The organism is Vagococcus vulneris, from assembly GCF_003950515.1.
Lineage (GTDB): Bacteria > Bacillota > Bacilli > Lactobacillales > Vagococcaceae > Vagococcus > Vagococcus vulneris.
In genome coordinates this window covers 32,341-49,814 of the sequence record NZ_NGJS01000008.1, presented here as the reverse complement: position 1 = coordinate 49,814, position 17,474 = coordinate 32,341, and the positions used below count along the sequence as shown (strand labels likewise).

Here is a 17,474-nt window from a genome sequence, read left to right as displayed (position 1 = left end):
ATCAATTCATACAGTTAGTGTACCATAAAATATAATACCTAGTAGGCTAAGCTTGTTCCCGTGTATAGTAAGGAGGTTTGACTTTTAGACGGCGGTAAATTAGCAAAACAAGTGCTACTATAAATAAAATCGCTGAGAGTACCGCTGATACTCTAAAGTTCCCAAAAGCAATCAAACTATCCGTACGCATCTGTTCAATAAAGAATCGTCCAAACGAATACCAGAGAACATAAGTTAATGTTATCTCACCTTCACGGAAAAGCCCTTTCTTTCTCCTTAATAAAATAATAACAATAAACCCTAATAAATTCCAGGTGCTTTCATACAAAAATGTAGGTTGACGATAAGCACCATCAATATACATATTATCAATAATGAATCTAGGCAAATGTAATTTTTGCAGAAAAGCCTCAGTCGTCACTCCACCAAAAGCTTCGTGATTCATGAAATTACCCCACCTACCGATAGCCTGTGCTAATATTACACTAGGAGTTGCAACATCTAGAAATTTCCATGTTGAAATAAACCGATGTCTCGTAAAAAAATAAACTACTAAACCTCCAGCAATCAATCCACCATAAATTGCCAGTCCGCCACTACGTGTCGCTAGAATTTGTCCTGGATTTTGTGAATAATAATCCCATTCGAATATTACATAATATGCTCTAGCCCCTATAATAGATATCGGCAGCGCCCAAAGCATTAAATCCACAATATCATCTGAAGTCAGTCCCACTTTGACAGCTTCCTTACTTGCAAGCCAGCCAGCAATTATAATACCTGAGACAATAATTATGGCGTACCATTGAATACCTATGCCGAATATTTGAAAAGCTGTTGAATTTATTTGTGCCAGCATCCTTATTCATTATCCTCCTTTGTCACTGCATCCTCATTCTTATCAGCGTTTGATTCTATTAATTGTGCCAAGTTATTTTCAAACTTTTTGGTTGCATCATAGCCAAGTGTCCGAGCTCTAAAATTCATTGCTGCAACCTCAATAATAATAGCAACATTCCGACCTGTAGAAACAGGTATATTTATTTTAGGTACAGGAACGTTTGCTAACATCGTCGTTTCCGGTGCGCTACCTAATCGATCAAAAGTATTATCTTGAGTCCATTCTTTTAAGTTTACAACTAGAGAAATTTGCGAATGGTGACGCACAGAGCTAACGCCAAATAGATTCATCACATCAATAATACCAACACCGCGAATTTCCATTAAATGCTCTAATATCTTAGGTGCTTCACCTACTACTGTTTGATCATCTTGCTGATAAATATCCACACGGTCATCTGCAATTAATCGATGTCCTTTTTTAATTAATTCAAGTCCTGTTTCACTTTTCCCGATTCCGCTGGACCCTTGGATTAAAACACCTAATCCATAGACTTCAACTAGTACACCATGAATTGATGTCCTCACCGCTAATTGATCCTCTAAGAAATTTGATATCATACCAGATAAACGCGATGTTGAGATTGTTGACTCCAAAATTGGAATCTTTTTATCCGTTGCTATTTCCACTAATTCTTTCGGTGGCTCATACCCTCGGGCAACGACAAAGCAAGGTGTATCCTCCTTACACAGACCTCGGAAGATCATACTTTTTTCTTCAAGTGTCATCTTTTGAATAAACGTTATTTCTTTACGACCCAATAACTGAATACGATCATGTGGGTAATAATTGAAATAACCCGTCAGTTCTAAACCTGGTCTTGAAATCTCACTTGATGCAACTGTATTTATTAAATAATCCTCTCCAGAAAAAACTTTTAATTGAAGTTGATTAACAATGTCTTGTATAGTAACAACTGTCATGGCTATTCACGCCCTTATCTAATTTAATTTATCATCTAATAGAACCTAATCTATTCTATCATTTTCTACTGATTGATACTAGTTTTCTAAAACGATTGCACAGCCAAAAACAGCCTTGTAACGAAAGTAGCTTTCGTAGCAAGACTGTTTAACCAATTTAATTTATATATTTATCAGCAAAATAATCATTGACGACTCCATTGATGATTGTCAAAATAACTGCAATTAATAGGGTTGACCAAAAACTAGAAAAAGCGAAATTTGACTCACCAATAATAGCTGATGTCATACTTAACATTGCCGCATTAATAACAAAACTAAACAATCCAAATGTTAAAATTGTTATTGGAAAAGAAAGGAAGTGAAGAATCGGCCGGATAAACATGTTTAATAGCGACAGGACCACACTCGCTACAATAGCTATCATAAAACCGCCGACATAAAACTTTGTTGGAAACAATATTGATAGTGACACAAATGCTAGAGTATTTACAATCAATCGTTGCAAATACGTCATTAGAAGTCACTCCAATCATCGTCATCAATTTTCTGTGCTTCTTTTCGTTTTGGCTGTCCCTTTCCTCCCTGATACTGTTTAGAGGACCCCTGATACGTATTTTTACGCCCAGACGGCATCACTAATGCCATGATGATATACATCGGTATACCTGCAAATGCTGTCGAAAAAGTTAGGATAACATAAATAATCCTGACAATCGTTGGATCCACTTTTAAATAGTCAGCAATGCCACCCAAGACTCCTGAAATAACGACATTGTCGCTAGATTTTGTTAATCGTTTCTTCATAATATTATTCCTCCTAAAAATCAGTCACACAGATTAGTGTTCTGCATCTTTTAAATAAATTGTACCAGTTGTTGTAGATAATGTCAGTGAAGCCATCTTGTTTTCATTTTGACGTCTGAATTGAAGTTTTTGACTAGCACGATCTTTATTTTCACGCACAATTTCTGTATCTGCCAATCTATTCTTCACACTGCCTAAGTTTGTTTTAACCGATGCATCTAAACCGACTTCTTTGGCAACGGCCAACTTTATTGTACCTGTGACTAAACTAATGTCGACATTGTTTAAATCTTTTGCTGTATTAGTTACTTTTACATCTCCATTAACCAATGATAAATCTAAATTAGGAATATACCCCTTTGTGATAATGTCACCATTCATTAAATTACCAACTAACGCATCAATCACTACATCATCAACAATAAACTCGCCATTAACACCTTCTACTTCAAGCATTGTTGCAGATACACCGTTTACTTTCATATCACCATTAGTCGTTTTTAAGTAAACATCTGTCATTGACATATTTTCTAAGCTGATATTCCCGTTCAACATCTTAATAGATACATAATCATATGTACGTTTTGGCAAATAAATTGTTAGATTTGCTTTGATTCGCTTATTCGGTATTTGAAAATCAATTTTTTCATCTGAAACATCGATATGACTGCGTTCTAAAAATGATTCTAAAGGTGAATCACCCTCCATACGTCCATAAAGTTTAATGTCAGCTTCAATTTTCACATCAGATTTATCCCATGATTTAACTGACACTTTACCGTTAGCTGCTTTTACCGAAAAAATTGTAGCTAAGTTATTTGGGTAAATAAATTCATGGGTAAAGCTTTGCGATACTAAACCTGGCACTTTTACGTTAACATCTTTCCAATCAATATTGTCATTAACGGACCGTAGCGTACTTTTAATAAATTTGCTGATTTGGACACCGGCTGTACCCATCTTGTCAGTCACTTGATTGATTGCATCGTTGGTTTGCTGCTTCCAATCTTCTGGAATATCAAATTGAGACATAAAGTCTTCCTTTTTCATCGTCTTTTCTTGACGTTTTAAACGATCCAAAGCTTCCAAAAGCAATGCTTTTTCTTCTTCTAATTCTGCTGCTTCTCGTTTTAGTTCATTCACACTTGCTTCCAATGATAACCGTTTTGCTGCTCGTTCGTCAGTTAATTCATCTAGTTCCTCCATAGTATTAATTACCATAATACCATCTTCTTTTTCACGAAGTTCTCGCTGAACTCGTTGACTTTCTTCAGCATTGTAGTCCAGTTGTACAGAAAGCAGATTTACTTCCTCTACCAATGATTCGTATTGCTCCTCACTCAAAGTCTCACGCTGTTCTGTCTTTGTTTCTTTTTTAATACTAGACTTAACATAAGCAGCATCCTTATTAATTGATTTTTCATCCTTTTCAACTGCAATATTTTCTAATAATACGACAGCTTCCTCTGTTGAAATAACACCTTGTTTAACTAATTCTAAAATTCTTTCACGTTCTTGCATAATTAAAAGCCTCCTATAAAATTCATTACAGCATCTATTCGTTGACTCACCAACAACATATCTTGTTTATACTTATATTATGCCCAAATTAATCATTTCTGTCATAGGACTTGAGTTGGATTTATTTACTAGTTTTAAGTCTTACAATTCTTTTTATACAAACCATATATTTATTCAGCTTAAATTGAAAATTACACATGATTTTCTTCAGAGTAATATGTTAAAATAGTAACATAATTTTTAAAGGAAGATGATTTAAGATGAAACTCTCATTTCATGAAGATCGCCTAGTCGGACTCTTGTTAACATTTATTGGCGGTGCGCTTGACGGTTATACTTACATACACTACAATGCTTTTGCCTCAGCACAAACAGGAAATATCATTTTAGCTTTAAGCCAAATGATTGATGGTAATTGGGCTGGCGTTGGAAAAAAACTCCTATCCACTCTATTCTTCTGTGTAGGCCTATTATTAGCTAAATTTATGATTGATTTTTTCCGAAAAAAAGAAATCGTGATTTGGCGTTTATACATTTTATACTTTGAAGCTATAATTTTTTTCATTGTTAGTTTAACATCCATCAATAACCATCCCGCTGTTGTAACGATTATTATTTCGTTTACAGCTGCTATTCAATGGATTACTTTTGATAAAATTGAAGGACGTGCTTATACTAATCTTTTTACAACAGGTAATTTAAAAGGTTTGATGACATCTTCTTATGATTATATGTATTCTAAAGCACCGGCAGATTTACAACGTTGTTTCCACTATCTTTTTGTTGTTATTGCTTTTATATTAGGTGCTTTTATGTCAATATTTTTATATAAAGCTGTTGGACTGGAGGAAAAAGCCGTGTTACTTGCTGCAGGTGCATGTTTAGTCCTAGCACTTTCTGAAACATACCTGGTTATTAAGTTTTATCGTTTAGAAAAATGGTCAAAATGACCTGTCATCAAAACACATAAGCGGACGCCTATTGATGGGCATCCGCTTTTCCTTTATTCACTCATAATTTCATCATAAATAGTTTCTGCAAAATCTGATTTACCCACAGATGGTAATTGATTATATAATGTAATAACCAACCCATTATTTGCTTGATCTCCGTACATAAAGCTGTTGTATCCGCCGACACCCATAGCGTCTGACGAAATATTCCCCGAAATTTGTTTCATCTGCATACCTAAATCTTTAGTTTTATCACGGTAAAATAAAGTATCCTGTTCCTCTTTAGTCAATAAAGTATTCTTACTTAAAGCAATCTCAAACTTAGCTAAATCATCCACCGTTGTATAAAGACTTCCCGCACCTAACAGAGTGCTCATTAATTCATCCGAATAAACACGTTCTTCTTTACTGTAATTACCATCAACTGCCATATATTCTTCGGCAATAATTTCATTATCAGGTACTTTATCCCAAGTATATGTATGTTTCATACCAACAGGATTTAAAATACGTTTTTGGAGACTATTTGCATACGAACCTCCATCAACCTTCCTTATAATTGCTGCTAAAAAGACATAATTTCCATTTGAATAGGCATAGTCGTGACTGCTGTCATACGTTGTTTCACTAACGGCGTAATCAATCTGTTCCTCTTCACTAGTTAACACTTTATCTGCAGGAAGCTCAGGTAAATAATAACCAGAACGATGGTCTAATAACTCGCGAATAGTAACATCCTCTGAATTAAGAATATTTGGATAAAATTTTGATAGCTTATCCGTATAAGATAATTTTCCTTCAGATACTAGCTGCCCTATTAGAACAGATGTTATTCTTTTTTGAAAAGAAGCCATTGGAAAAATAGTGTCTGATGTATTTTTAATTCCATCATCTTTTTCCGCATAACCAAATCCTTCACTATAAACAATTTTTTCATTTTTCACCAGAGCAACTGCTCCAATAAAACCTGTTTCTTCAATTAATCGAGATATTTCTTCTGTATCAACAGAATTGTTAGCTGAAACAGAGTAATCTTTTTTTTGTCCGGTTTTTAAAACAAACATGACAATTAAAGATAGAACAAGAAACAATACACCAATTATTTTCATATTTAGTAATTCTTTTATACGATCTAGACTTGTCTGTTTAAAACGATTATGACTTTTCTTTATTTTTTTCATAATCTTTCCCCCTAACTAGATATTTTATAAATAATCTACTGAGCGACAATGTTTTATGTAAACATTCTACCTCTAAAAGTTTACGGTTTCAATGAAAATACTGACTTTTTACCTAATAAATAAAACAATTATCATTCAATTAATATACAGTTTATTCTACATATAAATTAAGTCATATTTACTTCTTTTTTTTGTTCATTATATTAAGTTTTTGTGTAATAATAAAAAAGAATATTAAAATATTCTTTCTTCAACATTTATTTCTTATTATTATGCGGCCAAGAAGATTTGAACTTCCACGAGATTTCTCTCACTAGCCCCTCAAGCTAGCGCGTCTGCCATTCCGCCATGACCGCTTAAATTTATAATTCTACTAATTGACCGCCACAACAACAACCAAATCTCATCAGATTAATACGACGCTGTCGAACAATCAATTGTTCACATTTTTGACATTGATAACGATATTTTTTTTGACTTTTATTAGTAGTTAGATTTTTAACAAATCGCGGACTGTTTGTTTCTTTTAACAACATACGAAAATCAGCATCACGATGCTGATACCCTTTACCAGCTAAATGTAAATGATAATGGCATAATTCATGCTTGATGACACCAGTTAATTCCGATAATCCATATAATTCATAAACTTTTGGATTAAAGTCCAAATGGTGGTCGGTTAAATGATACCGACCGCCAGTTGTTCTTAAACGAGAATTAAAAACAGCTTGATGAGTGAACGGCAGACCAAAATAATCCATCGACAATGTTTCTACCAATGTTTGCAATTCTTCTCCGGACAATTTTTTCACTGTTCTTACCTCTCTAATTCTTTTGTGCTGGTTCAATCATTGTTAATGAAATACGCTGTTTTGCTAAGTCAGCATTCTCCACCCAAACCGTTACTATATCACCAACTGCTACAACATCAGTTGGATGTTTAATAAATTTTGAACTCAATTTTGAAATATGTACCATACCATCTTGTTTAACACCAATATCAACAAAGGCACCAAAGTCAACTACATTTCTGACTGTGCCTTGTAGCTCCATACCTGGTTTTAAATCTTCCATCGTCAAAATGTCTTGTCTCAATAAAGGTGCTAGCGTATCTTCACGCATATCACGTCCTGGTTGCAATAAACTATCGATAATGTCTTGTAACGTCTCTTTACCAACAGCCAATTGTTGACTTAATACATCAATCGAGCCTGCTGACAATTTATCATTTGCATCTGCTGTATTCAGTGTATTTAAAGCAATTGTTAAATGATCCAACAATTGGTTCACTAATTCATAACTTTCAGGATGAATACCTGTATTATCAAGAATCATATCACCACCTGGTATTCGCAAAAATCCAATAGCTTGTTCATATGCTTTTGGTCCTAATCGTGGAACTTTTTTTAGTTGTTTACGGTTTGTAAACAAGCCAGTTTCTTCACGATAATCAACTATATTATTTGCTGTCGTTTTATTCAATCCCGCTATACGCTGCAACAGTTCTCGGCTAGCTGTATTTACATCAACGCCCACTTGATTAACAACTGTTTCTACAACAAAATCTAATTGTTCTGTTAATCGTTTTTGTGAAACATCATGTTGATACTGACCTACTCCAACCGCTTTAGGATCAATTTTCACAAGCTCTGCTAACGGATCTTGTAAACGTCTCGCAATGCTAACTGCACTTCGTTCTTCTACCTGCAAATCAGGAAATTCTTTTCGAGCAACATCACTTGCAGAATAGACAGATGCCCCAGCCTCATTCACAATAATAAAGAAAATATCACGATTTATTTTTTTTAATTGTTTTGCTACAAACAGTTCAGACTCGCGACTGGCTGTCCCGTTTCCGATAGCTACCATATCAACTTGATATTCTTCAACAAAATCAATAAATTCTTGTCCCGCAGCTTCTCTTCGGGCTGCTGCGGCAGGTTTATGCGGATAAATCACCTTAATTGCTAAGGCTTTACCAGTCTCATCGACAACTGACAATTTACAGCCTGTACGATAAGCCGGATCAAAACCTAAAACAACTTTTCCCTTTAATGGCGACTGCAATAATAAATTACGTAAGTTTTCTCCAAAAATTGAAATTGCCTGTTCATCGGCTTCATCTGTTAATTCTTTACGTATTTCACGCTCAATAGATGGGCCGATAAAGCGTTTATATGCATCTTGATAAGCTGCTCGAACAAGTTCAGCCGCAGAACTATCATTATCTTTTATTATCTGCTTTTCCAAGTAGCCATGAATTGCTTGTTCTTCAACAACAATCTCAGCTTTCAATACGCCTTCCTTTTCACCGCGATTAGCAGCAAGAACTCTATGAGGTACTAATTTTTTAATCGGTTCTTCAAAATCATAATACATTTCAAATACACTAGTTTCATCCAAAGAGCGATCTTTATCTCTTGTTACAAAATATCCTGTATTCCAAGTACGTTCACGAATCCATTTGCGGTATTCCGACTCATCACCAACCATTTCAGCAATAATTTCATGAGCGCCATCTTTTACATCAGCAATTGTTTTTATATTGTTCTCAGGATTAATAAATTCAGCTGCTTTATCATCAACTGCACCCATAGGAAACTGCAGTAACCATAAAGCAAATGGCTCCAACCCATTTTCTTTGGCAATTGTTGCTTTAGTCCGACGTTTTTTCTTATAGGGACGGTATAAATCCTCCAACTGCTGCATTTTTTCAGCTTGCTTAATTTTATCGGATAGTTCTTTTGTTAGCTTACCTTGTTCATCAATTAAGCGTAGCACTTCAGCCTTGCGCTTAATCAAACCCTGAATGTAATTGTGGCGCTCTTCTATTTCTCGAATAGCTACTTCATCCAGACTACCAGTCATCTCTTTCCGATATCTAGCAATAAATGGAACTGTGTTTCCTTCATCCAATAATTTTAAAACTGCTATTAAATGGTCCGCTTTAATATGATTTAATTCTTGCTTTAATAAATTAATTACCTCAGTATCTTGCATAATGATTACTCATTCTCCTTGTTCGTATAGTACTGTTCAGCATATTTAGAAACTTCTAAATAATAAGTTTCTAAATATGCAGACAATAAACTATACGCTCTCAATTCTACTAACATGGTGGCATCAATCAACACATAACGTTTATCAAAAAAAGGTTCCTTCACTGCTGAATCCAATAAAAAGTTAAATTCATGAAAATAGTCCATATAAACTAAACAAAACTCTAAAAATTTTGTGTTTTTATCAATATTGTCAACCTTACGCACATCGTTCCATCGTGAAATCAATCTATCTATTTCATACAGATAGTTATCATACTCTGACTTAAGAATCTTTCTCACGCGGTCAGGCTGGCTGTCGAGTGACATAAAAAGACGCTTAATTTCCGCCTCTGCACGTGATTGATCTGCACTAACCGATTTTAACAATTCTTTTGCTGCTACTTGATTAACATATGGATCAACTTCGTAGCTGTCCTCAAATTCTTCATAATCTTCGGTTGCTTGTACTGGACCAGTCGGTGTTTGTTCCCAGCTTATTTCAGTTACGTTTCTTTTCGATTCTGCTATTGTCTGACTTTCAGAGCTATCATTTATTTCTAAAGTCGATTGTATCTGTTCATCAGCATCTGCTTCAAGCTCTTCGCCACTTATTTCGACTTTCGTCGGATTCATTTCGTCTTCAACTACAGCTTGATTGATCACCTGTTTTAAATCCTTATCAAACTGTACCACATATTCTTCTATCCAATCAATTATTTTTTGAGGGATATCTGATTTTAGTGAAATCGTACGATAGGTATCAACTAGCTGTTTCATCTTAGGAAGTACTGCCTCATCTAGAATACTCACTTGTTCGGTCAAGTGACTAGCGTCACGGTTACGTTTTACAAGTTCTTCATCTTGTTGCTGTATTTTAATACCTAATAAAGTGTTTTGCTCTTTTAATTTACCAATAATATCTTTTAACTGCGACTTTTCAACTTCCATTTTTTCATAATATTTCTTTTCCATAAGAATATTATTCTCATATTCAGCCGTGTGTATTTCTAACTCTTCAATTTTCTTTTTGGCTTCCTTTAATTCAACAAGAAGACGGCGTTTTTCGTTCAATTCATTGATTAATTGAACTTCCATATCCGATAGACTTTCCTCCATTTGATGAACGTCCGTTTGTGCGTCCATGCGCAATTGTTCACGCGCTTTTTCTAAATTCTCAATGGTCAATTCTAGTTGATGTACCTGTTTTTCATATTTTACCGCTTTTTGTCTATAGAGTTCGCTTTCCTCTTTGACTTGCATCATATCGTGCCTAATTTGTTTTAACTTAGTGTATTCTTCAGTATCTAAACGATGTTCTTTAACAATTGCTGTCAGTTGCAAATTAGCTTGATCGAGTTGGTAATTTGCATCTTCACTTTTCTTCAATCTATCAGTCAACTCATCAAACTTTTCAGTTAATTTCTTTGTTTTATGTCGTTCCTTCGCATAGGCTAATTGGTAACTGTTGGATAGATTTTGAACCCGTTCCATTTCCTCTTGACTATTTTTATTGTGATTTCTCTCAATTTCTTGATATAAGGCATTTAAATTAGTTAATTGAACCCGTTGTTTTTCAATTTGACCGTATATGCGCTGCAACAGTTGTCTTTCACGACTATCTTGTTCATATAAATCACCTTTGTCTACCTGACTCATTAATAAATCTAAATAACCTTCTTGATTTTCAATTTTCACAGCTAATTTTTGATAATCATCCGAAATATTTTCCTGATTCAGTTTATAGTCATTTGTTTCAGATGGTTCTCCCACCTCATTCTGTATACCATTTTGATCAAGATCTTGCTGTCTTTCAACAACACGGTTTAAACATTCTTCGTAAACTGACTCAATACTTTCTTCGAAATTACGCCAGACATCATCAGCTATTTCATAACGATTTGTAAAGCTGAAGTATGCACGATTTTCTCCTTCCGAATGATATTCAATGAACGAACCATATAACGGGTATTTTTTAAATACACGCTTCCACTCTTTTGACACAACACGACAGACAATGAGTACAAAAGATTTTGGTAAAAACGTATAATTATCCCAAACAATCTCCAATTGATAACGTGGATCATCATTTGGTTTTTTAGAAAAAACGATATCGCATTGCTTGTCGAATTTTCGTTTACTTTTATCATTAATTTGAGCAGAAATATTAAAATTTAATGCTTGCATAGCCATTTTCCTCCTTCCCTAACCAGTTTGATTTACATTAATTAATAAGAAAGAGTATTGCGTCTCACACAATACTCTCCGTTGCTTATTCTTGTGCAAAATTTAATTCAATACCAGGTTGATCTAAAGCTATTTCTGTCACTTCATATGTCATTCGTTCTATAATTAAAAATAAGGGGTGTGCTAATTCTTCAACTTCTTCGCGAGATAGATCCTCAATTTTATCAACTTTACGATCAATTAATTGAACAAATTGTGCAACCTCACCACTAATTAAGGCCTTTTCTAGAACTATTTTAAATTCAATACGTACACCTAAAATCGAATTTTTATCTGGGTCAATCTCCATTTCCTCTGTAATTTCAAATGGATTTAAGCTAACATTAATTGCTGTTTCCTCTGAATGTTCAGTGGGCAGTGCTGTATATGAAAATTCCTGTACAAATTCTTCTTGTCTTTCCAATTTCATTCTTACTGTCCTCTTTCTATTAAATTTAATCTACACTAATTATTCTACATGATTGTTCAAATAAAATAAATGGAATTATTGTATTTATTACGTTTTCTATAGCTTAACCCAGACATTTCCTAAATCGGATAATAACGGAAACCCATTTTTGATTGCTTGATACACAAATTGTTTAGCTTCCGTAACTGCCACAATCACTGGCAATTCATTTGCAATATTAGCAGCAATTGCAGAAGCAAACGTACAACCAGCTCCATTTGTTTGTGTTGTCTGTAATTTTGGCGTGGTCAAATAGTTAAACGTTTTGCCATTATAAATTAAGTCAGTAGCTTCAGTTCCGGGTAAACGGTGCCCCCCCTTAATTACTACGTATTCTACACTAGATGCTTTTATAACTATCGCTGCCTGTTCCATATCTTTTTTATTATTGATACTCATCCTCGCCAACATTTCAGCTTCCTTTAAGTTTGGCGTGGTCACAAACGCTATTGGAAGCAATTCACGGTAAAAAAACGCAACAATTTCATCTGACATCCCATATCCAGATTCTTTTAAAGCTAAAACAGGGTCTATTACAATCGGTATCCCTGAACAGCTTTCCATAATCTTTTTTACTTTTACTGCTATCTCTAGATTGGCTAACATACCTATTTTCAGTACATCAATAGGTAATCGCTTGATGTCATCCCACTGTTTCTTTATTAGTTCCGGACTCAAATCATGAATAGCAATTGTCTCGTTACTTTGATTAACTGTTGCAATACATGTTAAAATATTACAGCTATTCAATCGTTTTGTCTCAAACGTCCGAATATCCGTTTGTAAACCACCACCGCTTAATGTATCTGATCCCGCTATAATTAACCCTGTTTTAGAAACCATGTCTGTCTACCCCTCTTGGTGACAAAAAAAGAGTTTGGACCAGCCAGACTCTTTTTTTATCAATAAATATAATAAAAATTAGTTTTCCTCAAAATTTTTCTCTTCTTTTTCCCGATAAGCTACCATTTTTTTACTAAACAATGATCCATTTGTCGGCGGTGTATACGTAATTGCGTTGGCTCCAGCTTGTATTGTTTCTAAAATTAACTCTTCAGTCGGACCTCCTGTTGCTATGATAGGAAACGTTGGGTATTTTTCCCGAATCATTCGAACAATTCTTGCCGTCTGCTTGCCACCACTAACATTAAGAATTTCAACACCTGCTTCAATTTTTTCATCGATATCAGTAAACTCTGATGTCACAGTCCCAATGATTGGAATATCAACCATCTGTGCAATTTCTTCAATTGTCTCTTTTGTTGTCGGTGTGTTAACAACAACACCTATCGAACCATTTGCTTCGGCAAACATACTCATACTGACACAACGGTGTCCTTGAGTCAATCCACCACCCACACCTGAAAAAACTGGAACATCGGCCACTTCGACAATACTCTTAGTTATTGACGGATGCGGTGTAAATGGATAAACTGCGATAATCGCATCCGCATCAATATTTTTTATAATTGCAATGTCCGTTGAATAACAAATAGATTTAATTCTCTTTCCAAATATCCTAATCCCTGAGCATTCCCTGATGATTGAGGGTACTTTCAAATTATCCTTTTTTAACTCTGAATTAATTTCAGGAATAAATTTTTCATTTTTCAAAACTTTTCCCCCTTATATAATCGTAAAAGTTAGTTTTCTAAGTTTGAATCATCTCCTATAATTCACGAAACTAATCATATTTATACAATTGATAACTTTCGATAACGTCAATTATTTTTTTAGCATACGTTGGGTCGGTTGCATACCCCGCGACTTGCAGAGCAGAAGCTGCCGTTTCATAATTATCAGCAAGTAATACACCATTATATAGATAGGGATCCCAATCAACTCCATGAACAAAAAGTTTTGCATGATCTCTCATGCAATCTTCCCAATTTTTATAGACTTTAAAATTAGCAGTAATTTCAATCCACTTACCATCTTTATACTCTTTAGTTTTTAATTTAACAAAATCATCTTCTGGACTGTACGATTTAATACCAAACAAATTATTGTACTTAGCGCTTAACTCGCTGGTTCCCCAATCAGACTCTAAAATTGCTTGTCCGATGCTAATGCTAGGCAAAAGACCATACTGATTTTGAATTTCTTTTGCGACAGGCAGCAAAGATTGGATAAATTGTTCATTTTGTTTATCTGCTTCATCCTGCTGATTTACAACTTGCGGTGTATGATCTGATAAGCCTCTAATAGCAACAAAAAATACGAGAAGTGTTGCAGTTAGTATCAGTCCCGCCAAAAAAAGTGGAAACTTATTTCTCTTTCTTGAACCATAATTCCTTTTACCCATTCATATACCTACTCTTTCAGTTGATCAGTATACTCCTCTAAAGTCAGATCATGCTCTTTCATATACTTTGCATTTTCTTTGCCCACATACCTTAGGTGCCAAGGTTCATAATTAATTTCAGTAACTGCTTCTTTGCCTTTGGGATACCGTATAACGAAGCCGTAATCAATCACATGTTCGTCTAACCATTTTCCGCCTTTAGTATTATAAAAATCTGCTTCTAATCCATTTGACGTTGTATCCCAATCCGTATCGACGACATCAACGGCTAAACCAGTATGATGTTCACTGTGACCAGGTTCAGTCATGTATTGAAATGTTTTCTTTTTTGCCTCATCTTCAGAAAGACCTTGACTGAGATAATTGTTAATACTCTGATTAACAATTGCCGTCTGTTCTGCTACGGAACGATAACCTGAGACCACTGTTAATTCAATGCCTGCAGCTTTAGCGCCATTTCTTAGTTCCATAAAAGAACCCTCTATTCTTCTGTCAACTTTTTTGCCATCACCTACCTCGGCTAAATCTGTTGGTTCTGCCCTGACTTTGTGTGAATTATTGACTAATTCTAGTTCCCAATCGTCTTCTGTTCCAGGGAATTTCGGCTTTTCTACTTTTTGGACAGAAGTCTTTGTATTTTTCTCTGTTGTTATCTCACTTGATTTATTCTTAATTGCTTGTGCTTTACGACTTGTTGGATGCATAAAAATAAGCAATAGAACAAGCACTAATCCGATTAGTGCGACAACTAATTTTTTGGCCATACTTTATAAAACTCCTAATCTTCCTCATCTACTTGAATAATGTAAGTATCACTTAAATTTTCGTCAACCCAATCCAATAAATCTACTTTTGCTTCTGCAATCTGTTCTTGCACGATACCAGGTAGGAAAAACTCTAATATATCATCATATCCCCACTCTTGATAGTTAGATATGACCCGCAAAGTCACATGATCTTTTTGATTTGGTCCATAAACATCCACTGATCCCTGATTTGTAATCAATTCTACTTTTGCTAAACCTGCACGAAGCCAATTTTTAGCAATAACAGCTTTTAGCCGCTTATATTCAGTTACAACATAATTTCTTTTTTCAGGAAACAGGATAGCCTGACGTGCTATTTTTTGAATCAGCATCCATTCATAATCTGAAAAAAGACTTTTCATTTTTTGCATATATTCTGTGGGTAAGTTCATTTTACCTGTTTTCCAGTTTTCCCAATCAGACATAGGTACTTTTAAAAACTGTTCACAAAACAATTGTTCATTAAAAAATTGATCTTTAATTCTATCTAGCATAATATTTACAATAGCTTGATGCATAGAAAACCATCCCTTCCATAATTTAACTGTTATAGTTCATTTTACTCTTTTTATGCTTAAAAAGCATCTATCATGATAGTAAGTAAATTATTCTTTAAACAATTCCTGTATCATCCGGCTGACTGAAATTAACCTTTATATCGATGAAGACCTGAATTTCATTTAATAATTGAAATAACTTTGCACGATTTTCAAACTCTTCGCGACTTACTGGTAAAGGTTTTTTCTCATACATTTGATATACACGATTAATTTGCCTGATTAATGCTTGACCATCATTATCTTCACGATAACTCTCTGAAATATTTTGCAGTAATGTAGCTGTATCTTCTGCAACATCAGAACTCACGTGAATATTACGAATCAAATGAAGCATAGCTTCCAAAACAGAGAGCTGCATTCGACGCATTTGAAAATACTCAATATGATAGCCATCACTGGCAATTAATTGATTATCATAATGATTTTGCGCATATGTTTTTCCTTGCTTGATACTTTTTGATAATCCTTCAATTAATAATTCGCACTCTAAATAGTTTGATCGACTAATCAGCGTATTAGATAATTTTAAAAGAATTAATTTAATCGTATCATCAATAATCTTTTTATTTTTTTGAATTTCTTTTTCAACATTTGGCATATATAAATTAGCCAACAAAGCTGATCCAACACCAATGATTAGTAAACCGAAAGCATTCGCGACTAATCCCATTGTCATCTCTCCAGCATTTAAAAAATGCGTAACTAACACAGAATTAACTGGGATTGCTTCAACCACTTTAAATTTAGCTGCTATTGGGATATAAACTAATAAAAAAAGACCAAACGAAAATGCATTATATCCAACCAAATAATAGCATACATAAGCAATTATTGTTGCCGCCATCAAAGCTAAGATTCTGCCAATTCCAACTTTAAATGATGATTTCTTTGTAGTAGTCACACTTAAAATTGCAATAATACCTGCTGTAGAAGCAAACTGTAACCCTAGATAATCAGCTAGTAAAATAGAAACTACAGAAGCAATAACCGTTTTTATTGTTCTTAATCCAATTTTCAAATAATCACCCTCTTATCCTTAAAAATATATTTATATCTATTAAAAAGGAGTTTTATGATTACGTCAAATACTAGCCGAATAAACAATTATCGTATATGATAGTATTTATAGGTGAAGGAGGAATTTCCTTGAAACGAATAACATCTTTTATTTTATCAGCCTTTTTTATTTTAGTTTTGGCGGGTTGCGGTATTACTCAAGAGTTAGACGCTTCTTTAAGTGCAACAAACGATTTAAAGAAAGAATTAGCAACTGAAAAAAAACAAATAAATCGTCTTATCGACCTAACCAGACAATCCAAAAATGCATTTGATGATGATTTGAAGGAGCATCCTGAAAGCGGACTTTATCAAACAAATGAAGGAAAACTTTACACAAATGTACAAAAGCGACTTGAACTAATCGATCAATTAACCGAAAGTCAGAAAAATTTAAAGAAAGCACAAAAAAATCTAACCAATATTGCTAAAAAAGAGGCGGTAGATGTGGATAATCAGAAACTAACTTTGATTGCCAACAGCATTAATATTATCATTAACAACTACGAAGCATTTCTTTTAAATCTTGACTCTGTCACTACAATAGAAGACAAATTATATTCATCATTACCAGTTAATAATCTGCAAACTGAGCGATCTATGATTGATCGCACTAATGGTTCAATTTTACTAAACAGTGATGAAACACTTGGAAATATCGATTACAGTTTAGAACTAATCAACAACTTCCAAAAAGAAGCATCTGTGACCAAACAATAAGTGATAAT

Annotated in this window: 18 protein-coding genes and 1 tRNA gene; 2 read left to right on the top strand and 17 right to left on the bottom strand. The window is 34.2% G+C overall.

Annotated features, from left to right (window positions below; genetic code table 11):
• Window positions 1-46: 46 nt before the first annotated feature.
• From lgt to liaX, 5 genes are all read right to left on the bottom strand, one after another.
• Window positions 47-859 carry a prolipoprotein diacylglyceryl transferase gene (gene lgt, locus CBF37_RS06750; protein WP_125983986.1) on the bottom strand — a complete coding sequence of 271 codons (813 nt, stop codon included), beginning with the start codon at window positions 857-859 and terminating at the stop codon, window positions 47-49.
• Between the two features lie 2 nt (window positions 860-861).
• Window positions 862-1,824, bottom strand: a complete 963-nt coding sequence (gene hprK, locus CBF37_RS06745; RefSeq protein WP_125983984.1) for an HPr(Ser) kinase/phosphatase — start codon at window positions 1,822-1,824, stop codon at window positions 862-864.
• 157 nt (window positions 1,825-1,981) lie between these two features.
• Window positions 1,982-2,341: a phage holin family protein gene (locus CBF37_RS06740; RefSeq protein WP_125983982.1), complete on the bottom strand. Its 360-nt coding sequence runs from the start codon at window positions 2,339-2,341 to the stop codon at window positions 1,982-1,984.
• A complete protein-coding gene (locus tag CBF37_RS06735; RefSeq protein WP_125983980.1) occupies window positions 2,341-2,631 on the bottom strand; it encodes a PspC domain-containing protein in 291 nt (96 codons plus the stop codon). Before CBF37_RS06735 ends, CBF37_RS06740 begins: the two co-directional genes overlap by 1 nt.
• 33 nt (window positions 2,632-2,664) lie before the next feature.
• Window positions 2,665-4,152, bottom strand: coding sequence for a daptomycin-sensing surface protein LiaX (liaX, locus tag CBF37_RS06730; RefSeq protein WP_125983979.1), 1,488 nt, complete (start codon window positions 4,150-4,152; stop codon window positions 2,665-2,667).
• 260 nt (window positions 4,153-4,412) lie between these two features.
• Between liaX and CBF37_RS06725 the strand changes: the two genes are divergently transcribed.
• Window positions 4,413-5,102, top strand: a complete 690-nt coding sequence (locus tag CBF37_RS06725; RefSeq protein WP_125983977.1) for a YoaK family protein — start codon at window positions 4,413-4,415, stop codon at window positions 5,100-5,102.
• Window positions 5,103-5,155: 53 nt separating this feature from the next.
• Here CBF37_RS06725 and CBF37_RS06720 read toward each other — a convergent pair whose 3' ends face one another.
• The 12 genes from CBF37_RS06720 to CBF37_RS06665 all read right to left on the bottom strand — a co-directional run bounded on the left by CBF37_RS06720 (window position 5,156) and on the right by CBF37_RS06665 (window position 16,708).
• Window positions 5,156-6,286 (bottom strand): serine hydrolase domain-containing protein, encoded by a 1,131-nt coding sequence (locus CBF37_RS06720; protein ID WP_125983975.1) that lies wholly within the window; start codon window positions 6,284-6,286, stop codon window positions 5,156-5,158.
• Window positions 6,287-6,559: 273 nt separating this feature from the next.
• Window positions 6,560-6,642 (bottom strand) — tRNA-Leu (locus CBF37_RS06715).
• 6 nt (window positions 6,643-6,648) lie between these two features.
• Window positions 6,649-7,089: a SprT family protein gene (locus CBF37_RS06710; protein ID WP_125984057.1), complete on the bottom strand. Its 441-nt coding sequence runs from the start codon at window positions 7,087-7,089 to the stop codon at window positions 6,649-6,651.
• Window positions 7,090-7,111: 22 nt separating this feature from the next.
• Window positions 7,112-9,286: a Tex family protein gene (locus tag CBF37_RS06705; protein WP_125983973.1), complete on the bottom strand. Its 2,175-nt coding sequence runs from the start codon at window positions 9,284-9,286 to the stop codon at window positions 7,112-7,114.
• A 5-nt stretch (window positions 9,287-9,291) separates the two neighbouring features.
• The gene (locus tag CBF37_RS06700) at window positions 9,292-11,511 is read right to left on the bottom strand and encodes a hypothetical protein (RefSeq protein WP_125983972.1); all 2,220 of its coding nucleotides are present in this window, start codon (window positions 11,509-11,511) and stop codon (window positions 9,292-9,294) included.
• Window positions 11,512-11,596: 85 nt separating this feature from the next.
• Window positions 11,597-11,980 carry a DUF1149 family protein gene (locus tag CBF37_RS06695; protein WP_125983970.1) on the bottom strand — a complete coding sequence of 128 codons (384 nt, stop codon included), beginning with the start codon at window positions 11,978-11,980 and terminating at the stop codon, window positions 11,597-11,599.
• 96 nt (window positions 11,981-12,076) lie between these two features.
• Window positions 12,077-12,862: a hydroxymethylpyrimidine/phosphomethylpyrimidine kinase gene (locus CBF37_RS06690; protein WP_125983969.1), complete on the bottom strand. Its 786-nt coding sequence runs from the start codon at window positions 12,860-12,862 to the stop codon at window positions 12,077-12,079.
• Between the two features lie 78 nt (window positions 12,863-12,940).
• A complete protein-coding gene (locus tag CBF37_RS06685; protein ID WP_125983967.1) occupies window positions 12,941-13,633 on the bottom strand; it encodes a beta/alpha barrel domain-containing protein in 693 nt (230 codons plus the stop codon).
• 70 nt (window positions 13,634-13,703) lie between these two features.
• Window positions 13,704-14,324: a glycoside hydrolase family 73 protein gene (locus CBF37_RS06680; RefSeq protein ID WP_125983965.1), complete on the bottom strand. Its 621-nt coding sequence runs from the start codon at window positions 14,322-14,324 to the stop codon at window positions 13,704-13,706.
• Window positions 14,325-14,332: 8 nt separating this feature from the next.
• Window positions 14,333-15,088, bottom strand: coding sequence for a M15 family metallopeptidase (locus tag CBF37_RS06675; RefSeq protein ID WP_125983963.1), 756 nt, complete (start codon window positions 15,086-15,088; stop codon window positions 14,333-14,335).
• Between the two features lie 14 nt (window positions 15,089-15,102).
• Window positions 15,103-15,648, bottom strand: a complete 546-nt coding sequence (locus CBF37_RS06670; protein ID WP_125983961.1) for a hypothetical protein — start codon at window positions 15,646-15,648, stop codon at window positions 15,103-15,105.
• Between the two features lie 94 nt (window positions 15,649-15,742).
• A complete protein-coding gene (locus tag CBF37_RS06665; RefSeq protein WP_125983960.1) occupies window positions 15,743-16,708 on the bottom strand; it encodes an aromatic acid exporter family protein in 966 nt (321 codons plus the stop codon).
• Window positions 16,709-16,836: 128 nt separating this feature from the next.
• Here CBF37_RS06665 and CBF37_RS06660 point away from each other — a divergent pair, with 128 nt between their 5' ends.
• On the top strand, window positions 16,837-17,466 hold the full coding sequence (locus CBF37_RS06660) for an LptM family lipoprotein (protein WP_125983958.1): 630 nt from the start codon (window positions 16,837-16,839) through the stop codon (window positions 17,464-17,466).
• Window positions 17,467-17,474: the final 8 nt, after the last annotated feature.